The sequence below is a fragment of the Schleiferilactobacillus shenzhenensis LY-73 genome (assembly GCF_000469325.1).
Classification (GTDB): domain Bacteria; phylum Bacillota; class Bacilli; order Lactobacillales; family Lactobacillaceae; genus Schleiferilactobacillus; species Schleiferilactobacillus shenzhenensis.
In genome coordinates this window covers 383,360-403,006 of the sequence record NZ_KI271582.1, presented here as the reverse complement: position 1 = coordinate 403,006, position 19,647 = coordinate 383,360, and the positions used below count along the sequence as shown (strand labels likewise).

Sequence of the window (19,647 nt, the reverse complement as noted above, 5' to 3'; positions counted from 1 at the left end):
TCGCACTAGCTTCGCGTCGCCGCCCCAGCCAGCCGGAGGGCCCAAATCGCCGGGCCAAGCGGGAACCATGTCCTGGGCCACAAGGCGAACACGCGAAGGGTAGTGCCGTATCGCACCAAATCGCCGGGTGCGACGAATCCCATTTTAAATATCCCCAATAAACAGAGACCTGATTCATAGCGCAGACGGTTGGTCGTGCCGCTTGGTGAATCAGGTCTCTGTTTTGGTGGACCAAATTGTTATTTCATTTTTACCGTTTCCCATATCCGCGTCTCGAGCCGGGCAGGGATGCCGGATTAGAAACCTTATTTCGTACTTGGATAAAATAGTTTGTTATGTTTTGAATATGTATTTCACTTCGATATAATAGAGAAAGCAGGGGAGAAAAAAAGACCGGTGCTGAGCACTGGTCTATACCGAAGAACCGAGGTGGGCCATTTTACAAATATTCTTCTGTGCGTACTTTGATCAGCAGCGGGGCAAAAGTCGGTTCGGCTTTGATTCGTTGCTTAGCAGTGGCAGCGGCTGCCGCAGTGTCTTGCGCGTCGGTGGTGAAATACAGTTCGATGCCTTTCTTCTTTTCGAAGTGGAAGGCGGGAGCGGACTGCTTTTCTAGAAAATCGATGATTTGCTGCTGCATGAGGGGACTAAGAACGATGATCATCGTTGTGGCTCCTTTCTGACTGAATCGCTTCACCAATTTATTGTAGCATGTTCTGCACTGATGTCATGAAGAGAAAGGATGGGGTTCCGCATGGATCACATTACCAAATTCGTGGAGGAGAAGATTGCACCGCCGTTGATCAAATTCTCCCAATACCGCTACATTCAAGTCATTCAACGCACCGGGCTGGGGATCATGAGCTTGTTGATCATCGGTTCGATCTTCACCTTGCTGTCGGCCTTCCCGGTACCGGCTTACCAGGCCTTCTTAGGCGGCTTCAAAACGACCCTGGCGTCCGCAGCGGGGGTGGGGACGGCCTTCATCGCGTTGTATACCGTTATCACCACCTCTTATGCCTTGGTGGAATGGTACAACAAGAACAAAGGCGAGAAAACTGATATTATTCAGCCCATGATTTTAGCTGTCGCATCGTACCTGTTGATCAATCCCGTACAAACTGTCAATACCCTCGTCAAGGGCAGCAAGACCCCGGTCCCGTTTGCCGGACTGCCGGTCACTTACATGGGGGCTATCGGGGTCTTCTCCGCCATCATGGTGGGGATCCTCAGCGTCGAAATGTACCGTTTCTTCATTCGCCGGCACTGGACGATCAAGCTGCCGGACAATGTTCCGCCGATGGTTTCCAGTTCTTTCAGTGCGTTAATTCCGGCCACCTGTGTCATCGTGATTTGGTGGCTGTTCCGGTTTGTATTGAACCTGGATTTGCCGAAATTGATTTCTGATGTCTTCCAGCCGCTGGTTGTCGTGGGTGATACCCCCTGGGCCGTGCTGGTGGCCACCTTCCTGAACCGGGTGCTGTGGTCCGTGGGGATCCACGGCGGCAACATCGTCAGCGGGGTCGCGGGAACGTTCTGGACCCAGATGTTCACGGCCAACCAGACCGCCTTCCAAGCCGGCAAGGCACTGCCGTATACGTTCACCAGTGTCTTGATGGATAATTACATCTGGACCGGCGTGCTGCCTCTGGCGGTCGTCCTGTTGACCTGCAAGTCCCAGCGATTGAAGAAAATGGGCTGGTTGGCATTACCCGCTGCCATCTTCAATATTGGCGAGCCGCTGATCTTCGGCCTGCCCATCATGCTCAATCCGCTGATGATGATTCCGTTCATCCTGTCTTCCTTCATCATTGCAATCGTGGCCGTCATCATGGTGCCGCTGCATTGGCTGCCGGTGCCGGTGTTGACGATACCGTGGATCACGCCCGCGCCCATCAAAGCCTTTCTGTCAACGAACGGCAGTTGGGCAGCGGTGGCCTTCGTGGTCGTCGGCTGGCTCTTCTCCATGGCGGTCTTCTATCCCTTCGTCAAAGCGATGGACAACGCAGAATTGAAGGGTGAATTACTGCAAGACGATACGGACAAGGTGAGCGCACCGGAATAATCACGAGGCGTCAAAAGCAGGCTGCGGCCTGCTTTTTTGTACTGTTCCACGGTCGGCGTGATAGACTAAGAATAGCTTTTCTAAGAGAAAGGACGACGAGACGTGGATTATCTCACCGCAGGGGAATCGCACGGGCCGATGCTGACGGGGATTCTGACCGGTATGCCAGCCAATGTGCCCATTGATATCGCGGCCATCGACCGGCAGCTGACGCTCCGCCAAAATGGGTATGGCCGGGGCGGCCGGATGCGGATTGAACACGACACGGTGACCGTTACGGCTGGGGTCCGTGCGGGTCAGACCACCGGCAGCCCGATTGGTTTGCTGATCAAAAATCGGGATTACAGCCACTGGCAGGACATTATCGGTGCGGCGGCCACTAATCCTGACCACCTGCGGGAAGTCACCCGGCCGCGGCCTGGTCACGCCGACCTGGTGGGCGGTTTGAAGTATGACCAGCAGGACTTGCGCAACATCCTGGAACGGGCCAGTGCCCGCAGTACTGCCATGATGGTCGCCCTGGGCACCATGACTGGTCAGCTGCTGAACACCCTGGGGATTCGCGCACTGGGGTACGTCACCGCCATGGGTGGTCATCGGTTAACGGCCGCGCCGGTGCCCGTTGACGTCGCTGGGCTGACCACCATCGTGGAGGGCAATGACCTGCGTCTCCCGGATGACCGCCAGCTGGCCGCCTTCCATGCCGTCGTGGACGCCGCTAAGGCCGCGCATCACACCATTGGCGGCCAGTTCACCGTCCGGATCGACGGTCTCGTCCCGGGGATCGGGTCGATGCAGAACTGGCGGGAACGCTTGGACGGCCGGCTCGCAGGAGCGCTCGTCAGCATTCCGGCGATCAAAGCCGTCAGTTTCGGCGATGGGCCAGCGTTAGGGGACGAACCCGGCGACCAGGCCCAGGACGACATCACTTGGACCCCTGCCGCGGGCTATGGACGCGCCTCCAACCACTTGGGCGGGCTGGAAGGCGGAATGACCAACGGGCAGCCGCTGCTCATTCACGCCACGATGAAGCCGATTCCCACCCAGCCGCGGGGGCTGCCCACCGTGGACGTCCGTACCCACGCCGCTGCCCAGGCGGTGAACGAGCGGGCGGACGTCACCGCCGTGCCCGCGGCTAGTTTGGTCGCCCAAGCGATGGTCCAGCTCACGCTCGCTCAGGTGATTACAGAATCCTTCAGCAGCGCCACCCTCAGCGATTTACAGACCAGTTACCGAGCCTTTGCCCAGAGAACAGAAGACAGAAAGGACTAAAACGACCATGGCACATGCCATTCAGGGACGCCTCCGGCTGCCGGGGGATAAAAGTATCGCGCACCGCGCGTTGATGATCGGTGCTGTGGCGGCAGGGGACAGTACCATTGACCATTTACCGGACGGCGCCGATGTGACGACGACCATTGCCGCTTTGGCCGCCCTGGGGGTTGCCTTTGAGCAGCCCACAGCTGGGCAGATCATTGTCCATGGCCGAGCAGGCTTCGACTGGGCAATACCCGCCGAACCGTTGGCGATGAACAACTCTGGTACCACCACGCGCTTGCTGCTGGGGCTGTTGGCTAATCCCGCCGGCCCGCTGATGCTGACGGGAGACCAATCCCTCAGCCAGCGGCCCATGGACCGGATCACCGACCCCTTGCGCCTGCTGGGCGCCCAAATGGCCACCACCGCCGGGCATCTGCCCATCCGGATCCAGCCCACCGCCGGGTTGCAGGGGGCGGCGATTCACCTGACCGTGGCCAGTGCCCAAGTGAAATCCGGCATTCTTTTTGCCGGCCTGCAAGCGGCTGGTGAGACCACCGTGACTGGTCCGGTACATACCCGGGACCATACGGAACGATTGCTGGCGGTTGCTGGGGCGGCCATCTCCCGAACCGGCCTCACGGTCCACATCCAGCCCTTGACCAGACCGCTGCAGCCGCTGCACATCGATTTGGCCAGCGACTTTTCAACGGCGGCTTTCTGGATCATTCTGGCGACATTGCTCCCGCAAAGTCAGTTGATGCTCCCCGGACTTTCTCTCAATCCGACCCGGACCACCTTGCTGGATATTCTGGCCCGGATGGGCGGGGACTTCCAAGTGGTGGACTTCGCTCGGACGCAAACGGTTGAACCGCAGGGTACGCTGGCTGTCCATCCGGCCGGACTGACCGGGACCACAGTCACGGCAACGGAAAGCGCGCAAGCCATCGACGAACTGCCGCTGCTGGCCTTAGCGGCAACGCAGGCGGCCGGCACCACGACGATTCATCATATTAATGAATTACGGGTGAAAGAATCTGACCGGGCCGCCAACACAGAGGCTATTCTGCGGGCCTGCGGGGCCGCAATAACGACCAGCGGAGACGATTGGGTCATTACCGGACCCACCGCGCTGCACATTCCGGTCCACTGGCCCAAGCTGCCGCCGGACCACCGCATGACCATGCTGCAAGTCGCCGCAGCGCTGGTCGCCGGCGGTACCGTCCCCGACCATGTCGCCGCTGCCGTGGCGGTCTCCTATCCTGAGCTGCTGAATGATTTAAGAAAGCTGGTCCGCACCGTATGATGACCCAACTGGTATTGATTGGCTTCATGGGGGCGGGCAAGACCACGTTGAGCCAAGCTCTGGGCGCAGCCACCGGTCTGCCGGTGTATGATACCGATGACTTGGTCGCGGCCGCGGCTCACCAGACGATTGCAGAGATTTTTGCCGCTGAGGGGGAGGCCGGGTTCCGTCAGCGGGAAACCGCCGCCCTGGCCGAAGCCCTCCGCCACGACCCGGCGATCATCGCCACGGGCGGCGGCATTGTCACGCAAGCGGAGAACCGGGCGCGGCTGGCGGCACTCGCCATTCCCGTTGTCCAACTGACCGTCACCCCCGCTGAAATTAACCGGCGGCTGGCCGGGACAACCGACCGGCCGCTTTTTCAGGAAAATTGGCCAGCTCTTTTAGCGGCGCGTCAACCCTGGTACGCCACCAGTGCCAACCATTTACTCGATACCACGGGCCGCAGTGTCCCCGCACTGGTCGCAGAACTGCAAGCCATTTTAAACGAGAAAGCGGGGTAGTCACCCCATGACAAATACAGTGAATCGCATCGTGCCGGTCACCGAGGACAATTTTTGGCCGGTCGTTCATCTCCATGTGGCTGCCGACCAGCAGGACTTCATCGAATCTAACGCGCTATCCCTCGCGGAAGCGGGTTTTATCACGTCCCTGGCATGGCATCCTTATGCCCTGATCCACGCAGACAGGGCCGTCGGGTTTGCCATGATTGGCGCCTTTAACGCGGCTGAACGGTACATTTGGCTGGACCGGTTGATGATCGACCAGCGGTACCAGCACCAGGGACTAGGCGGGGCGTTTCTCACTCAGTTGCAAGCCTTCATCCTGGAACGCTGGCCGGTGGACGACATCGTCTTGAGTTACGAGCCGGAAAACACTGCTGCCGCAAGGTTCTATCGGAACCACGGCTTTGTGTCCCTGGACCGTACCGACCCGCAGAACGGGGAAGTGATGGTCGCCTATCACCGCCCTGACCAAGCGTGACACAGAACTGCCGCAACAAAGTAACCGTTTGGCAATAGTTAATCGTTGACATCAATTTTTCAAAGACCTATGCTTATCTACGGTAAGTTGCTAACAAGGTTTCCTGGAAAGGCAGGTGGGTTATATGTCAGAGTCACATCGAAGTAACAGCGGCGACGACCCGGCCAGTAGGCGGGGCTCAAAGAGCCAGTCGAGAAGCGCATTAGCCCACCTTATGTTCAACTGAGGAGTTGTTGTTTTGACCGACAAGCAAGTTGAACGTGCCGTGCACTGCCTGGTGGATCAAAAACCTTTTGATCTGGCAGACGGTGTGTTCCTAGGAGACTTAGAAGGTCCTTTGAAGGCGTTGATTCGTCGGGACTTTCCGAAGGCGACAAACGAAGACTTCATTTGTAGTGAGCATCTGGTCCATTACCGGTTACTCAAAATGGATCAGATGATTGCAAAGGATTACCAAGCCAACCACAAACTCAATAGGAAGCTGACCCGCGTTATGCAGCGGGACACTTACAAAGTTGTGGATGTCCGGGAGCAATTGGAAGACTCACTGACATTTGGTCAACGTGTTGCGGATGCTGTCGCACACTTCGGGGGCAGTTGGCCGTTTATCATCACCTTTGTTTCAATCATGGTCGTGTGGATTCTTGTCAACGGATTACACCTGTTCGGCGTCCACTTCGATTCTTTCCCGTTTATTCTGCTGAACTTGTTCCTCAGCATGGTCGCCGCGATTCAAGCGCCGCTGATCATGATGAGCCAGAACCGATCGGGTGAGTACGATCGCATGGAGTCGCGTAACGACTATCATGTGAACCTGAAGTCTGAGGAAGAAATTCGGATGCTTCACTCAAAAATCGACCATGTCATTCAAGAAGATACACCGAATCTGATGCAAATTCAGAAAATTCAGACCCAAATGCTGGGCTCCATTGAGACTCAAGTCGCTGAACTGCGCCGCTTGCAAACGGTGCTGGAAGCGACTGCCCGAGCCGATATGCCGGTGGAACCCAATAAAGAGACGAACGAACACAAGCATGGCTAATGCGTGATGTGTGAATCTAGGCATACTAATCGCGCCCTTGACCGAGCAGGTCAGGGGCGCGTTTTTTGTTCCTGTAACGATTACAGATTCGGGTCAAACTGGAACCGCAACGGGGAGTCTTTTGTCGCCGCGGTGATGAACGCCGCAATCTGTTTGTCCACGGCCGTGCGGGCCAGTGCTGCGGCCTCGTTGCTGGCGGCCGTCACCAGCGCGCGGGGATCCGTACTGGCGGCCAACGTCTGATCCGTTTTCTCAATCAACCGCAGATGCTCGGCCAGCAGATCGTCTTGCAAGTTCTGCAAGGCTTTCTTATTGCGGCCAAAGTCCCGGTCTGCCAGAACACCTAAGAGCTTATACCGCCAGTAGGCCGAATCAGGGCTGTAGGGCAGGGCGCCTTGCTGGTAATCAGCAGGGGTGTCGGTAATGCCGGCGTAGAAGGGCACGTAGACGCTTTCGGCGGCCACGCCCATGGCCAGCCAATGAAGGCCGGCAATACTGTTGTCAACACCGGGCCGCAGCTGCAGCACATGGGACTCCTGGGTATTAGGCAAGCTGATGGGCCGGTACTGGTGGGCAGTAGGACTGCTGCTGGCTGGGTCGTAGGGTGTCTGTTCGTAGTGATCCGCCAGCACGGCCATGGCATCGTCCACCTGGATGGGCCGGTCCGGATGCATGATGAAAGGGCGGTCGGTCTCGCCGAATTGGGCACCGGCGCTGGGCGTTAGATGGCGCTGCCCGGCCACGACTCGGGGCCAATTATAGGTGGCATCAGCCGCATCGTTCGTGCCGAATATCGTTCGAAACACAAAGGGTGTGTGCCGCTCCCACAAATGATGGTCCGCCGCAAAGTCAGCAATCCCAGCCGACCACATGAACTGTTCCGTATCACTGAAATCGATCGTTTCGATGCTGAGCTCGTTGGCGACCACCGCGTACGCATCGTCAGGAATGCGCTGGGCGACCCAGTGATGGCCGGAACCCGTTTCCATGTACCAGGCCTCGTTCTGGTCCGCAAAGAGAATCCCGTTGCTTTCGCTGGTCCCGTATTGACTGACGATCCGCCCCAGCCGCTGCACACCTTCCCGGGCAGAATGAATGTACGGCAAGACGACCGTGACCATCGCTTCTTCACCAATGCCTTTGGGGTTCAGCGGATCATACGCCAACACCCGAGGATTAGCATAAGCACTCTCCGTAGCGCTCATCGCCACCCCGTAACCGTTGATGCCGTCCTCGGCAAAGACACCGTACTCTTCCGTCCATTCTGGCGTCGCCGTATAACGCACGCCGGGATGTTTCAAATCGATGGTGAAGCCGGTATCTTTCGACGTGAAGGTATAGCGCGCCGGTGCCGCCATCTGGCGGAAGTGTTTCGGCCACGCGGGTTTGCTGTCTTCGTTGCGGCCGATGAGGACGGACCCGTCGGCGCTGGCCGCTTTCCCCACCAGAATACTGGTACAGGCGCGCCATAGTTGATTTTCTCGTCTTGTCATGGAATGTCTCCCTTGTCTTGGTGAATTACCAACCATTATAATGGACTCAACGCGAAGAAAGAAGGGGAAGTCCATGCCCTTAGTGCATATCGATCTGCTGGCCGGCCGCTCCGAGGCCCAACTGCACCAGCTGGTCAAGGACGTCACCGCGGCGATCGTCAAGAACACCGGCGCGCCGACGGAACACGTCCACATCGTCCTGAACGAGATGGCCCCGGCTCGTTATTCTGTCGGCGGCGTCATGAAGGATGAAGAAAAGTAACCCACGTACCAAAAATGCCCGTCCTGGGCAGTTATGCCAGGTCAGGCATTTTTTTGTGCGGCCAGCGCCGCTGTATCTAAGTGCAGGTAAGTCTCCAAGTAATCGGCCAGGCCGTCTTCATCGTTGGTCAAGGGCGTCACGTCGTCGGCCACGGCTTTAACGGCAGCGGACCCGTTGGCCATGGCCACGCCCCAACCGGCATGCTGGAGCATATCTAAATCGTTGAACTCGTCGCCAAAGGCCATGATATCTTCCGGGGCAATATGGTAGCGGCGGGCCAAGTAGTTGATGCCGGTGGTCTTCTCGATGCCGGCATGGATGATTTCCAGCACACTCATGTCCCGATCCGCCGGGCCGCCCCACGTATTGACGTTGACGCTGGGGAAATCCGCCATGATTTGGGCTGCCATGTCCACCCCGGCCTGGGTGGGAATGACCACCATCAGGGAAGTGGGCACAACGGGCAGCGTGTCTGCAGAAAGTGTCCGCGTCTCAGCCACGGACATGGGCAGACTGTCCATCAAGGACGGGTCTTCCGTATCGACAAACAGCATGTTTTTACCTTCTGCCGCGGTCAACCCAATGTGGTACTGGTCGCGCATGGCCAGAATTTCGCGGACCGCCTCTGCCGGCAAGCGCCGCTCGTATTCCCCGGCCCAGTGCTGATGGGGAATATGCACGAGCGCACCGTTAAAGTTGACCATGGGGGACGTCAGGCCCAGGGCATCATAATACTGCACGCTGACGGCGTACGGCCGGCCGGTGGCGATGGTCACCAGATGGCCGGCGGCACTGGCCGCTTGGAGGACGGTCCGGGTCCGGTCGCTGATCTCAGACGCCGCATTCAACGTCGTCCCATCTAAGTCCAACGTAATCAATTTTCTTGACAACATTCGCCACCGCTTTCTTTTGGTATATTTAGTGAACAATTGTACCAGCAACCTTGGCCGTTGTCACGTGGAAAGTGTCGACGAAACACAATTTCATGTTTTTCTGGCACATTGTTTGTGACCGATTACAAATCCTGCGATAATAAGGATTGACGGATTGTAAAGAGAAGAAAGGATGCGGCATCATGGCGACAAATGTGTTGTTGGCGATCCGCGAGCGGATGGCAGACCTGAGCGTGGCCGAGCGCCACGTCGCGGCGTATGTATTGGCTCATCCAGACCAAGTCCTGACGATGAGCACCAAAGCGCTGGCGGTTGCAGCGGGGGCAAGCCCGGCCACGGTGGTACGTTTTTCCCGCCGGCTGGGGGCCACCGGTTTTGCCGACCTCAAACTGCAGCTGTCGGCGGAGCACCTCACGGACCCAGCGTTACTCGAGGAGATCACCCCCGATGAAGACCTCGAAATGATGAAAGACAAATTGACACTGCGCGTGCGGCAAACCCTGCAAGATACCAATCGGTCTCTGACGGCCAACGCTCTGGAGAGCGCCGTCAAAGCGCTGCAAGCGGCCCAAAGTATCAGCGTTTACGGTGTGGGGGCCTCGCTCCTGGCCGCCACGGATTTTGTGGAGAAATTTTCGCGGCTGGGCCGGTTGCCGTTTCTCGCCCGCGACCCGGACGAGGCCATCGCCCATGTCGCGAATCAGCACACCCCGGGCGTGGTGCTGCTCATTTCTAACAGCGGGGAGAACCCGCACTTGCTGGCGCTTGCCCAGGCGGTCCCGGAAGACTTGACCACGATTGTCTTAACGAAAGCCCCCGCTAGCGCCTTGGCGCAGAAGGCCGACATTGTGCTGCAAACGACGCCGACTTCAATCACCGGTCAGATGCGCACCGCCGCCACCACCAGTTTGCTGGCCCAGCTCTACGCCATTGACCTGCTGTACTACCGCTTCTTCCAGAGCAGTTATTCAGTCAACGTGCACCGGATCCAAGCATCGTACACGGCGTTGCAGCGGACCCGGCCGAAGAAGAAAGGACGATCCTAATGCTTGGCATCAGTACGTATCCGAAAGACATGGCGCCAAGCAATTTGAAGAAAGCGGCGGCCGCCGGGGTACACGCTGTGTTCACTTCGCTGCAGATCCCCGAGGATACGCCAGAAGAATTCCGGGCCGGATTACACACGTTGCAGCAGGCTGTGCGCACCTTGGATTTGGACGTGACCGTCGACATTTCGCCGGCCACGTTTGCTAAACTGGGGCTGGCCGCCAACGATTTCAATGGCCTCTATGCCCAAGGCTTTCATTCAATTCGGTTGGACTACGGCTTCGATGACGCCGCCTTGATCTTGAAACTGCAGCGGCGGTTCACCGTGGTGCTCAATGCGTCAACTGTACAGGCAGACTTTCTCACCGCCTTGCAAACAGAAGGCGTGGCCATGCACCGCTTGGTGGTAGCCCATAATTTCTATCCGCAGCCGGAAAGCGGCTTAACGGACGCGTACTTCACGGCGAAGAACGCGCTGTTCAAAGCGTGGGAAATTCCGTTGCTGGCGTTCATCCCGGGGGACGGTCTGGCCCGCTACCCAGTATTCGCCGGCTTGCCCACCCTCGAGCATCAGCGGGGATGGAATTCTTATGCCGCTTACCTGGAGATGACTCTGCGCTACGGCATCGCCCGCGTCTACGTGGGCGACAGCCGGGTGTCTGACCAAAGTCTGGCGTGGATCCAGCGCTTTGAAAAGGATGGGGTGATCACCATCCCGGTGGCTAATCCCGCTGCTGCATTGCCGCACGAGCCAGTGCCGGTCCGCCGAGAGCTGTCGCCCCGCCTGATTCGCATCCAGACACCGCGGCAAGCCACCGCGGTGGGACCCGTTCTCGCCCGCCCGGCGGGGACAATCACCATGCAGAACGACTTAGCCGGCCGTTATCACGGCGAACTGGATATCGCCAAAGCGGAACTGCCTTTCTCCCCGGCCAGCAATTACCTGGGCACCATCCCGACCCCATTCCTGCCCTTGCTGCCGCTGATCGACGGCCGGTATCCGGTCCAATTCACGGCTGTGTAATGGTGAACGAAAATGCTAGGCAAACGCCGGGGAAGCGGTTATACTAACTGTAGATAAGAACGGAGGGAAAAGTATGGCCGAAGAAAAACCGAGTCAAGAGACCGAAGCCTTAGAAGACCGGATCCTCACCGCGCTGGAAGACGTCATCGACCCCGAGCTGGGCATTGACGTCGTCAACCTGGGCCTCATTTATCACGTAGACGTGGATAAGGATGGCAACTGTGAGATTCAGATGACATTGACGACGATGGGCTGCCCGCTGTCTGATATGCTATACGACAGCATTGTCGACACGGTGGAGAAGAAGGTCCCCGAAGTCAAGGACGTGGACGTCGAGCTCGTTTGGTATCCTCAGTGGACACCAGAGCTGATGAGCCGCTACGCGCGAATTGCGTTGGGCATCAGTCAGTAAATTAATGGATAAACTAAAAAGTGCTTCTGGATGAGTCCAGGAGCACTTTTTGCTATCCCTGCAGCCGCTGCCGCTGCCAAGCGGCAGAGCGGAACCGGCAGCCAAACCCACCACACTTTGCATCATCACAGCGGTACAAGCCGTCAATTTCAAGAAGTCGCCAAGGTCCGGCGCTGTGGGACTGGTCAGCTTCACTGGTGCTGGGCCATGAACTCAGCGATACGCTGTACGGCCGTTTTAATCTGGTCCATACTGGCCGCGTAAGAAATCCGAATATACCCATCGCCGCCAGGGCCAAAGGATGCACCGGGAATGACGGCGACCCGGGCCTCGTGGGCCAGCGCCCGGGCAAAGTCCCAGCTGCTGTGACCAAAACGATCGGGAATTTTAGCAAAGACGTAGAAGGCCCCGTCCGGCTTGGCGACGGTAAAGCCCATTTTTTGCAGCGCAGGCACCAAGTAATCCCGTCGTTCGATGTAGGCGCGGCGCATCGGAGCCGCATCGTCCTGACCGTTCTTGAAGGCTTCTTCGGCAGCCACCTGAGCATTGGTGGTGGCCGACGTGATCATGAATTGATGGACCATCCCAATCTTTGCCATAATATCGGCCGGACCGGCCACCAGACCAATGCGCCAGCCGGTCATGGCGTGGGACTTCGAGACACCATTCAAGACGATGGTCTGCTCGGGCAGAATCTCCCCCATGGAGACGTGGGTGCTAGTGTAGGTCAGCTCAGAATAGATTTCGTCGCTGATGACAAAAATGTCCTTGCCGCGCACAACAGCGGCGATTTTCTCCAAGTCTGAGCGACTATAGGTTACCCCCGTGGGGTTGGTCGGGAAGTTCAGAACAATGGCTTTGACGCTATCCTGGTGGGCTTCAATGGCTGCCGCCAGTTTCTCCGGGTCGAGAATGAAGCCGTCGTCAGCGGTGTTCACAAAGACCGGTTCGCCGCCATTGAGCATCGTGATAGGGATGTACAGCGGGAAGATGGGCGTGGGAATGATTACGCTGTCCCCAGGGTTCAGAATCGCGGTCAGGGTCGCATAGACTCCCTCGGTCACGCCGGCGGTCATTTGCAGCTGAGTGGCCGGATCATAACGCGTGCCGTACTTGTTGAAGAGAAAGTCACTCGCTGCCTGGCGCAGACCGGGTAAACCGGCCGATGCCGTGTAGTGGCTGTTGTTCTGCTGGATAGCCCCAATCGCCGCCAGCTTCACGTGGTCCGGCGTATTGAAGTCCGGTTCGCCTAACGTCAGTTGGATAATATCCGGAATCTGGCTGATTTCTTGGTTGAATGCCAAGATGTCGCTGGGTTTTAACGCACTCAATTCTTTTTTCATATGGTCAATCAATGCCATCATGATCACTCCATTTCCTAATAGTCCCATTTTGGGCGCCAGCCGCGGCTGGGTCAAGGTGGCAGACTAAAATCGTGCAGGCACCAACCAAAAAACATTGTCACGTGCTGCGCGGTTTAGGTATACTGGTGCTAATCACATTTTTCGAAAGGAGGCGGCGCCCATGACGGCCAGTACCCGCTGGATCAGTTTCATGCATCTGATGATCGATGTTTTAGCACCCCAGGGGCCTCGTGCGCCCTTTTTGCCGTTCTGTCATCGCCAGCCGCCACAATCGTCTAGGGTATTCTGCTGAGACACTGCATTGCCGGCTGACTGTCAGTCTGTGATGGCGTGTTTTTTTTTGTCGAAACTTTTTCGTTCTTATCCCCCGACCGTCTGGCTGGGCTACGCGACAACACGATGATTCCCAGCAGTGAACGGGCAATACTGCTCAGCGTTGACAGCATGTTCTTCTCGTTCACCATGATCCTGCTGTTCCCCGCCCAGGGCTGGCTCGTTCAGATTGGGGGGGTTCAGTGCCGCATTTGCCAGTATCGGTGGTCTCCTTGCTCTTGCACTGCTGGTACTCAAGTTCAGAAAGGTGATTTGATGCTGTCGCAGCCGGTTTTCCGCCGGCTGCTTTTTTATGTCACGATATGGGCTTGCATCTAATACTATACTCCGTATAATATAGTAAGTGAGACAACAAGAAAGGGGGTCGGGTCCATGAGTATGCAAATCAGCGCGGACTTGCTCGACGGCATCGTGTTGGCGGTGCTGCAGCATGATGATGCTTACGGTTACGCGTTGACCCAGCAGATTCAAGAGACGATCAGTGTATCGCCGTCGACGTTGTATCCTGTGCTGCGCCGCCTCAAGGCGCAGGGCGACCTCACCACGTACGACCAGCCTTATGAAGGCCGCAACAGGCGGTACTACCGCATCACCCCGGCGGGGGCAGAAAGATTGCAGGATATTGAAACCAATTGGGCAGGGTACAAGCAGGCAATCGACCATTTTTTCACTACCCGCGCAAACCCGACAAAGGAGGTGCCCCATGACAAGTGAATCGTATTTTCAAGAACTCACGCGGCTGTTAGCGCCGCTGACGGCGGATGAACGGACCGAAGCGGTGACCTATTTTCAAGATTACGCGGAAGATGGCGGCTTGCCGGATGGTGACGCGATCACGGCCGCTTTAGGCAGTCCCCGCCAGCTGGCCTTGCAAATTCTGGCCGATTATTCCATCAAGAGTAGCACGGCACCGGCCGCGCAGGGGACACCCCCGAGTCCGCGCAGCAATGCCCGCCAAATCTGGCTGATTATCTTGGCCATCCTCTCAGCACCAATGACCGTTCCCGTGGGCATCGCCCTATTTGCCATCATGCTCGCTCTGATCATTGTCGTGGCCAGTGTCGTCTTCAGTATTCTCATCATTCTGGCGGCCGTGGTCGTGACCGGCATCGGCGTGGGTCTCTTCAGTTTGTATAGCGGTGCTGTCCTGATTGGCAGTCACTTCATGGTCGGCTTGACCTATCTCGGATTCGGCCTGGCCGGTACCGGTCTGGGGCTGCTCTTCATCCCTGTGGTGAAGTGGACGACGCAAGGCATCTTTAGTCAGACGGCCCGCTTCTTCCGGTGGATCTACCGGCGGATTGGGAAGAAACCCATGGAGGGACAAAAACAATGATGAAGAAATTTTTGCAAATCGGTGCCGTGCTTCTGATTTCTGGCTTGGCACTCATGGGTATCGGCGCCGCTAACCACGGCTTGCAGTCTGTGGCCATCGTGGCCGGGAAGCCCACGGTGGCGAACAGTGTGACCCATACGAAAAATGTTCGGCCGTTTTCTGCCATCACCGCTGATGTCGCCGACCTCGACGTCGTGGTCAAGACTGGCACCCATTACCAAGTGAAAGTCGAGGCCGATAACCACACGGTCGTGCACAGCCAGGTCAAGAACGGTGTGCTCCAGATCACCCAGAAGGGTGCGCCGGCCTTTGGTGTCATGCTGTCAATGAACCAGGCGGCCCGGATCACGGTCACACTGCCCCAATCGCAAAAGTTGACTAACGCCCGTCTGTACACGGAGGAGGGGGAATTGACCTATGCGGCACCGCAGACCGACCACTTGCGTCTCACATCGGCGAATGGTGATGTGACCATGCATGACGCCGCCGCTGCTCACACCACCATTAGCACCAATTCCGGTGAGGTAACGCTTAGCCGGACAACACTGGCAAGCCCCCAGATCACGGCCCAAGACGGTGACATCAACGTTGCCCACGGCACGATCACGGCGGCCAAATTCATCCTCACGAGCGGCGACTTCAATATGACGAAGACCGCACTGCATGGCGAGACCACCGTCAGCAATGTCCACGGCGACAACGCGGTGCATCACGCCGACCGCCGTCTCGGTTATCGGCTGCAGTCGGGAACAGGGGATAACACCCTATTTTCTCACGCAGCGACCGAACGCAACGTCACGACCAACTGGACCCGCGCCGACCGGCTCCAGCTCATCAGCCATGACGGGGATAATTCAGTAGACTAGCAGGCATGAAGCAGAAAGCAGGCTTTTCTCATGGAATTAACGATTCAACAGTTAACGAAGCAATTCAAGGATAAAACCGCGTTGCGCGGCGTGACGACCACTATCCGCAGCGGCGGGTTGGTGGGGCTGATCGGTCCCAACGGCGCGGGCAAGTCGACGCTGATGAAGATCTTGGCGACTCTCGAGCGGCCCACCAGCGGGGATGTGCTGCTGGATGGCCACAGTATCCTGCACCACCCACGGCAGATGAAGAAAGTACTCGGCTACATGCCCCAGCAAGTTCCGATCATTCCCCAGCTGACCGCGAAAGAATACTTACGCTACCTGGCAGCCATCAAAGGGCTGCCCGCGACCCCAGCGGAAGAGCAAATCAGCGCGCTGCTGACCCGGGTCCACTTGGCCGCTGCCCAGAACCAGCGGCTGAGCGGCTTTTCTGGCGGTATGCGCCAACGGGTGGGCCTGGCGGCCGCCTTGCTCGGCGTACCCCAGATCATCATCGTCGACGAACCCTCCGCCGGCCTGGACCCTATCGAACGGATCATGATGCGCAACCTCCTGAGTGAACTGGCGCGGACGCGGATCGTTCTGCTTTCTACCCATATCGTATCGGATGTGGAAGCGGTGGCCAGCCGGCTTCTGCTCCTCAAAGACGGCCAGCTGGTCTTCCAAGGGCCCGCCCAGCAGCTGATCCAAGCCGCTGACGGTCACGTCTGGGAATATGTCTTACCTCAAGGCCAGCCGCCTCAAGACGACCAAGCCGTCAGCGAGATGCGGCAAGCCGCAGACGGCGTGCATATTCGCACCGTGGCCGCTGCTGCGCCAACGGACCGCGCCGTCACGGTGACCCCCACCCTGGAAGACGCGACGCTCAGCGCTTTGGAAGGGCGGTGACCAGTGATGCTGACGATGCTGTCCACGTCGTTTAAGGAACGGGAGCGGCGGCCGTCATTCTGGCTGCTCCTGGGGGCTGTGGCGATTTTTGCCATCATATGTACGCCCCGTTTCGACACCGGCGTCAAGGTCATGGCGCTTGATCCCAAAATCTACCGGCAAGCGGATAATCCCACGTGGCTGTCAATTTGTGCGGCCGAGATTTTTGGCTTCTTCCTCCCCATGATCGGTTTCGGGGTGGTCGAAAACGCACTGCAAACAGACCGCCTCAGCGGCGTATGGCCGTGGGTCACGACGCTGCACTTTGCCCGGTTGCGGTACGGTCTGGCTAAATTCTTCAGTAATTGCCTGGTCCTCCTGATCATGTGGGCGCTCACCGTCGCAGCGACCGTATTGATGCTCCTCATCCGTTTCCCGGGGCAGGGCGTCAGTTTAGCCACGTTCTTTTCGCCGTTTCTGGCATTACTGCCCAGTGTCATCTTGATCGCGGCGCTTGCCTTGCTGGTCGAGAGCCTCACAGCGAAGCGCCACAATATGATTACTGCGATTGCCGTGATTACCCTATTTTATGAACTTGCCGACGAGATGACTTATCCTCATGCGTTCTGGCACCGCTTGCTCAGTCTCAGCGGCAGTGTGCCCCTGCAGGCGGCGCTGGATCAGGGCAGTCGGGCAGCCACCGGCCGGCGGCTGTCATCCATTCAGTTCCTCAGCAGTTACACCGGTCCGCAAGGCACCCACACGCTGCATATCCCACCCGTGCCGTTCACCAGTACGACCCTGACCTTCATGATTGGCGAAGTTCTGGTGGCCTTCGCCCTGGCCGTCATTGCTTCGCTTCTAATGCATCGGGCTTGGGGAGAAAAGCAGCCGCGGCATCAACCAGCCGCCGCCACAACCACCGACTCGCCCGCATTGGCGTACGCCCCAGTGAACGCCAGCGGCGGCCAATGGGCCCACTTACTGCTGTTAGAAGGCCAGCGCCAATGGCACGCTCAATCGCTGACGTACCGACTGATGCTGGTCGGTACCTGGCTCGTGATGTGGCTGATTCCCAGCGCTGGGCAAGACCAGTTCGGCTTACCATTGCTCTGGCTGCTGACGATTCCGTGGCTGGGCAGCTTAGACTCCGCCCCCAGCAGTTGGCAGACGTGGCTGAACACCATCCCCAATGCCTGGGAACGGCAGAAAGGGGCAGAGCTGCTGGTCAGCGGCACGGCGGCTGTTATCCTGATGCGGCCGTTCATCGTGCGGCAGCCGAGCGCTGCGCTGCAATATTTGCTGGTGGCCCTGGCCACCGCCGCTTTAGCCCAAGGCCTCGGTACCTTGTTCAACAATGGCCGGCTGTTCACGATGACCATGACCTTCTTCTGGTTCATCTACTTGAACGGTATCACGGCCATGGTCAGTCCGGCACAGTTCTCCGGAGCCGTGTGTGTGACGTTCGTCCTCGTCCTCGCTGCCGGTCTCGGCAGCACCCAGATTGTTCATCACCGCCAAACGGTATAAGCCAAAAAACGCGAGCACAGCAATGCTGTGACTCGCGCTTTTTTTTGACCTAACGGACATGGGCGTCCAAATAGGCCGTAATTTGGGCCCGCAACGGATCATCCCGAGCGGGATCATAGTGCTTGCCCGGGTCCGACCAATTGTCCGGCGCATACAGCCAAACCGGCTTCGCCAAGCGTTCGGCTTTCTCCCAGGCATAGCGGGGGAAGACGTGGGCGTGCAAGAACTGGTCTGTGTTGCCGAGAATATCATAGTTCACCCGCACCGGTTGGCACACGGCCAGCAGGGCGTCGCCCAAGATGCTCATGTCGGTGAGAAACAGTTGGCGTTCGCCGATACTCAGCTCATTCAACGACCCCACTGGCCGCTTAGGCAATAGTACCGAGTAGCCGGGGAGAAATTGGACATCACCGAACACGGCAAACCCGCCGGCCATTTCTTTCATCACCATCGGGTTCGTCCCATCGATGGCGGCCTGGATGCGATCATCGTACCACACCAAAGGCAGTCCTTCTTTCTTCCTAACTGACGAACGGCCGCCCTTGGGCAAGCCACAGGCCAAAGATACCGACGACCAGGCAGCAGCCGAACACCAGCCACAGCCAAGTACTGGTCAGCTTGTGCTGCTGCTTGCGGGCAAAGGCAATCTCGATGAACGCGATGAAGCCCAGCGCCAGCAATACCTTGATGACGCTGCCCACCGGATTGTACTGCCATACCCGCAGCAGCAAAACGATGCCGGTCACGATGGAAACCAGGTAAATCACCCGGGCACTCATCGCCCAGACCTTCACGTTCGCCGAGCGTTGCAGCAAACCAACGGCCACGACAACAGCCAACACGATCCAGGCCGCCAGGTGAATCCATAACCATACCATGACGATCAACTCCTTTTAGGAACCATGATACCTTTTTGCAGTGCAGGGAGAAAGGTGATTTGCTCGGCAGCGTATGCCCGAGGGAAATCTTGTTGCATATCCACAAGTGGCGTCATCCCGTGATTGAAAGCCCTATGATGTGAGACAGAACATCGGAACAAGATTTCTCAGATATTGCCGACACTGAATGGTTACGGAAGTATTGGCGTATTGGTTTGTGTCCAGTTTCTATGCTGTTTGGCAGATTACTTTTTATAACACCATACAAGATCAGGAGAAGACCCATGGGGAAAAAGGAAAAAAGAATGGCTCTCGTAATCGGCGGTGTAATGCTAGTTTTGGTTGCATTATTGCTGTGGCTGGTGGCAATGCCTTCACCCGCTCAACAAGCTTCGGTGAATGGGAGCAATACGTCATCAGCAAAAGATGATGCTAGAACACACAACGCAAAGAAATCGTCAGAAGGAGATTCCGCTGCGTCGTCATCACCGGCCGCAACTCATGGAGACAGGGGACTGGACGATCATTTGGAGGTGGACGAGGGTGGCCTATTGCAAAAGGCTGTGTTCGATTACATGTCTCAACACGGGCACTCCGATTGGAAACTAAGTGACATTGCGATTACGCAGGAAATTAAAAAGTACTGGGGTGGTTATGCTGGCGCACATTCTGAGCAATATCCCGC

Annotated in this window: 22 protein-coding genes; 16 read left to right on the top strand and 6 right to left on the bottom strand. The window is 57.6% G+C overall.

The annotated features are described in order from the left end of the window. Positions 1-439: 439 nt before the first annotated feature. The gene (locus L248_RS01815; protein ID WP_040534251.1) at positions 440-664 is read right to left on the bottom strand and encodes a hypothetical protein; all 225 of its coding nucleotides are present in this window, start codon (positions 662-664) and stop codon (positions 440-442) included. A gap of 90 nt (positions 665-754) precedes the next feature. On the opposite strand from L248_RS01815, the gene L248_RS01810 reads away from it, so the two are divergent. The 6 genes from L248_RS01810 (at position 755) to L248_RS01785 (ending at position 6,654) form a co-directional block, all read left to right on the top strand. Beyond that, positions 755-2,065 (top strand): PTS sugar transporter subunit IIC, encoded by a 1,311-nt coding sequence (locus L248_RS01810; protein WP_051999832.1) that lies wholly within the window; start codon positions 755-757, stop codon positions 2,063-2,065. Between the two features lie 102 nt (positions 2,066-2,167). Then, complete coding sequence (gene aroC, locus L248_RS01805) at positions 2,168-3,337, top strand: chorismate synthase (RefSeq protein ID WP_022528337.1); 1,170 nt, start codon at positions 2,168-2,170, stop codon at positions 3,335-3,337. Between the two features lie 7 nt (positions 3,338-3,344). Then, positions 3,345-4,628 carry a 3-phosphoshikimate 1-carboxyvinyltransferase gene (gene aroA, locus L248_RS01800; RefSeq protein WP_040534249.1) on the top strand — a complete coding sequence of 428 codons (1,284 nt, stop codon included), beginning with the start codon at positions 3,345-3,347 and terminating at the stop codon, positions 4,626-4,628. After that, positions 4,625-5,131 (top strand): shikimate kinase, encoded by a 507-nt coding sequence (locus tag L248_RS01795; RefSeq protein WP_022528335.1) that lies wholly within the window; start codon positions 4,625-4,627, stop codon positions 5,129-5,131. Before aroA ends, L248_RS01795 begins: the two co-directional genes overlap by 4 nt. 7 nt (positions 5,132-5,138) lie before the next feature. Beyond that, a complete protein-coding gene (locus L248_RS01790) occupies positions 5,139-5,612 on the top strand; it encodes a GNAT family N-acetyltransferase (protein WP_022528334.1) in 474 nt (157 codons plus the stop codon). A 238-nt stretch (positions 5,613-5,850) separates the two neighbouring features. Next, positions 5,851-6,654 carry a DUF1003 domain-containing protein gene (locus tag L248_RS01785; RefSeq protein WP_022528333.1) on the top strand — a complete coding sequence of 268 codons (804 nt, stop codon included), beginning with the start codon at positions 5,851-5,853 and terminating at the stop codon, positions 6,652-6,654. An 80-nt stretch (positions 6,655-6,734) separates the two neighbouring features. Here the strand turns inward: L248_RS01785 and L248_RS01780 are convergent, their stop codons facing one another. Next, entirely contained in the window at positions 6,735-8,147 is a 1,413-nt protein-coding gene (locus tag L248_RS01780; protein ID WP_040534247.1) for a C69 family dipeptidase, read from the bottom strand. A 40-nt stretch (positions 8,148-8,187) separates the two neighbouring features. Here L248_RS01780 and L248_RS01775 point away from each other — a divergent pair, with 40 nt between their 5' ends. Then, entirely contained in the window at positions 8,188-8,409 is a 222-nt protein-coding gene (locus L248_RS01775; RefSeq protein ID WP_022528331.1) for a 2-hydroxymuconate tautomerase, read from the top strand. 41 nt (positions 8,410-8,450) lie between these two features. Here L248_RS01775 and L248_RS01770 read toward each other — a convergent pair whose 3' ends face one another. Beyond that, positions 8,451-9,302: a Cof-type HAD-IIB family hydrolase gene (locus tag L248_RS01770; RefSeq protein WP_245585261.1), complete on the bottom strand. Its 852-nt coding sequence runs from the start codon at positions 9,300-9,302 to the stop codon at positions 8,451-8,453. Positions 9,303-9,484: 182 nt separating this feature from the next. Between L248_RS01770 and L248_RS01765 the strand changes: the two genes are divergently transcribed. The 3 genes from L248_RS01765 (at position 9,485) to L248_RS01755 (ending at position 11,785) form a co-directional block, all read left to right on the top strand. Then, the gene (locus L248_RS01765) at positions 9,485-10,348 is read left to right on the top strand and encodes a MurR/RpiR family transcriptional regulator (protein ID WP_040534244.1); all 864 of its coding nucleotides are present in this window, start codon (positions 9,485-9,487) and stop codon (positions 10,346-10,348) included. Further along, on the top strand, positions 10,348-11,373 hold the full coding sequence (locus tag L248_RS01760; protein ID WP_022528328.1) for a MupG family TIM beta-alpha barrel fold protein: 1,026 nt from the start codon (positions 10,348-10,350) through the stop codon (positions 11,371-11,373). The genes L248_RS01765 and L248_RS01760 overlap by 1 nt, the downstream gene beginning before the upstream one ends. Positions 11,374-11,446: 73 nt before the next feature. Beyond that, on the top strand, positions 11,447-11,785 hold the full coding sequence (locus L248_RS01755; protein WP_022528327.1) for a metal-sulfur cluster assembly factor: 339 nt from the start codon (positions 11,447-11,449) through the stop codon (positions 11,783-11,785). 191 nt (positions 11,786-11,976) lie between these two features. Here the strand turns inward: L248_RS01755 and L248_RS01750 are convergent, their stop codons facing one another. Continuing rightward, positions 11,977-13,146, bottom strand: a complete 1,170-nt coding sequence (locus tag L248_RS01750; protein WP_040534239.1) for an aminotransferase class I/II-fold pyridoxal phosphate-dependent enzyme — start codon at positions 13,144-13,146, stop codon at positions 11,977-11,979. 708 nt (positions 13,147-13,854) lie between these two features. On the opposite strand from L248_RS01750, the gene L248_RS01745 reads away from it, so the two are divergent. From L248_RS01745 to L248_RS01725, 5 genes are read left to right on the top strand one after another with little or no spacing between them, the layout of a single operon-like run. Then, on the top strand, positions 13,855-14,196 hold the full coding sequence (locus L248_RS01745; protein WP_051999823.1) for a PadR family transcriptional regulator: 342 nt from the start codon (positions 13,855-13,857) through the stop codon (positions 14,194-14,196). Beyond that, entirely contained in the window at positions 14,186-14,818 is a 633-nt protein-coding gene (locus tag L248_RS01740) for a DUF1700 domain-containing protein (protein ID WP_022528323.1), read from the top strand. The genes L248_RS01745 and L248_RS01740 overlap by 11 nt, the downstream gene beginning before the upstream one ends. Continuing rightward, positions 14,815-15,684, top strand: a complete 870-nt coding sequence (locus L248_RS01735) for a DUF4097 family beta strand repeat-containing protein (RefSeq protein WP_022528322.1) — start codon at positions 14,815-14,817, stop codon at positions 15,682-15,684. The genes L248_RS01740 and L248_RS01735 overlap by 4 nt, the downstream gene beginning before the upstream one ends. Before the next feature lie 30 nt (positions 15,685-15,714). Continuing rightward, positions 15,715-16,575, top strand: a complete 861-nt coding sequence (locus L248_RS01730) for an ABC transporter ATP-binding protein (protein ID WP_022528321.1) — start codon at positions 15,715-15,717, stop codon at positions 16,573-16,575. Positions 16,576-16,578: 3 nt separating this feature from the next. Next, a complete protein-coding gene (locus tag L248_RS01725) occupies positions 16,579-18,084 on the top strand; it encodes an ABC transporter permease (protein ID WP_022528320.1) in 1,506 nt (501 codons plus the stop codon). 49 nt (positions 18,085-18,133) lie between these two features. On the opposite strand, the gene L248_RS01720 is transcribed toward L248_RS01725, so the two are convergent. Both L248_RS01720 and L248_RS01715 read right to left on the bottom strand, forming a co-directional pair. Further along, positions 18,134-18,583 carry an HIT family protein gene (locus L248_RS01720; protein ID WP_022528319.1) on the bottom strand — a complete coding sequence of 150 codons (450 nt, stop codon included), beginning with the start codon at positions 18,581-18,583 and terminating at the stop codon, positions 18,134-18,136. Positions 18,584-18,605: 22 nt separating this feature from the next. After that, the gene (locus tag L248_RS01715; RefSeq protein WP_040534234.1) at positions 18,606-18,962 is read right to left on the bottom strand and encodes a DUF1516 family protein; all 357 of its coding nucleotides are present in this window, start codon (positions 18,960-18,962) and stop codon (positions 18,606-18,608) included. Between the two features lie 284 nt (positions 18,963-19,246). Here L248_RS01715 and L248_RS01710 point away from each other — a divergent pair. After that, the coding region (locus L248_RS01710) for a hypothetical protein (RefSeq protein WP_196811978.1) at positions 19,247-19,647 on the top strand (401 nt) is incomplete at its 3' end.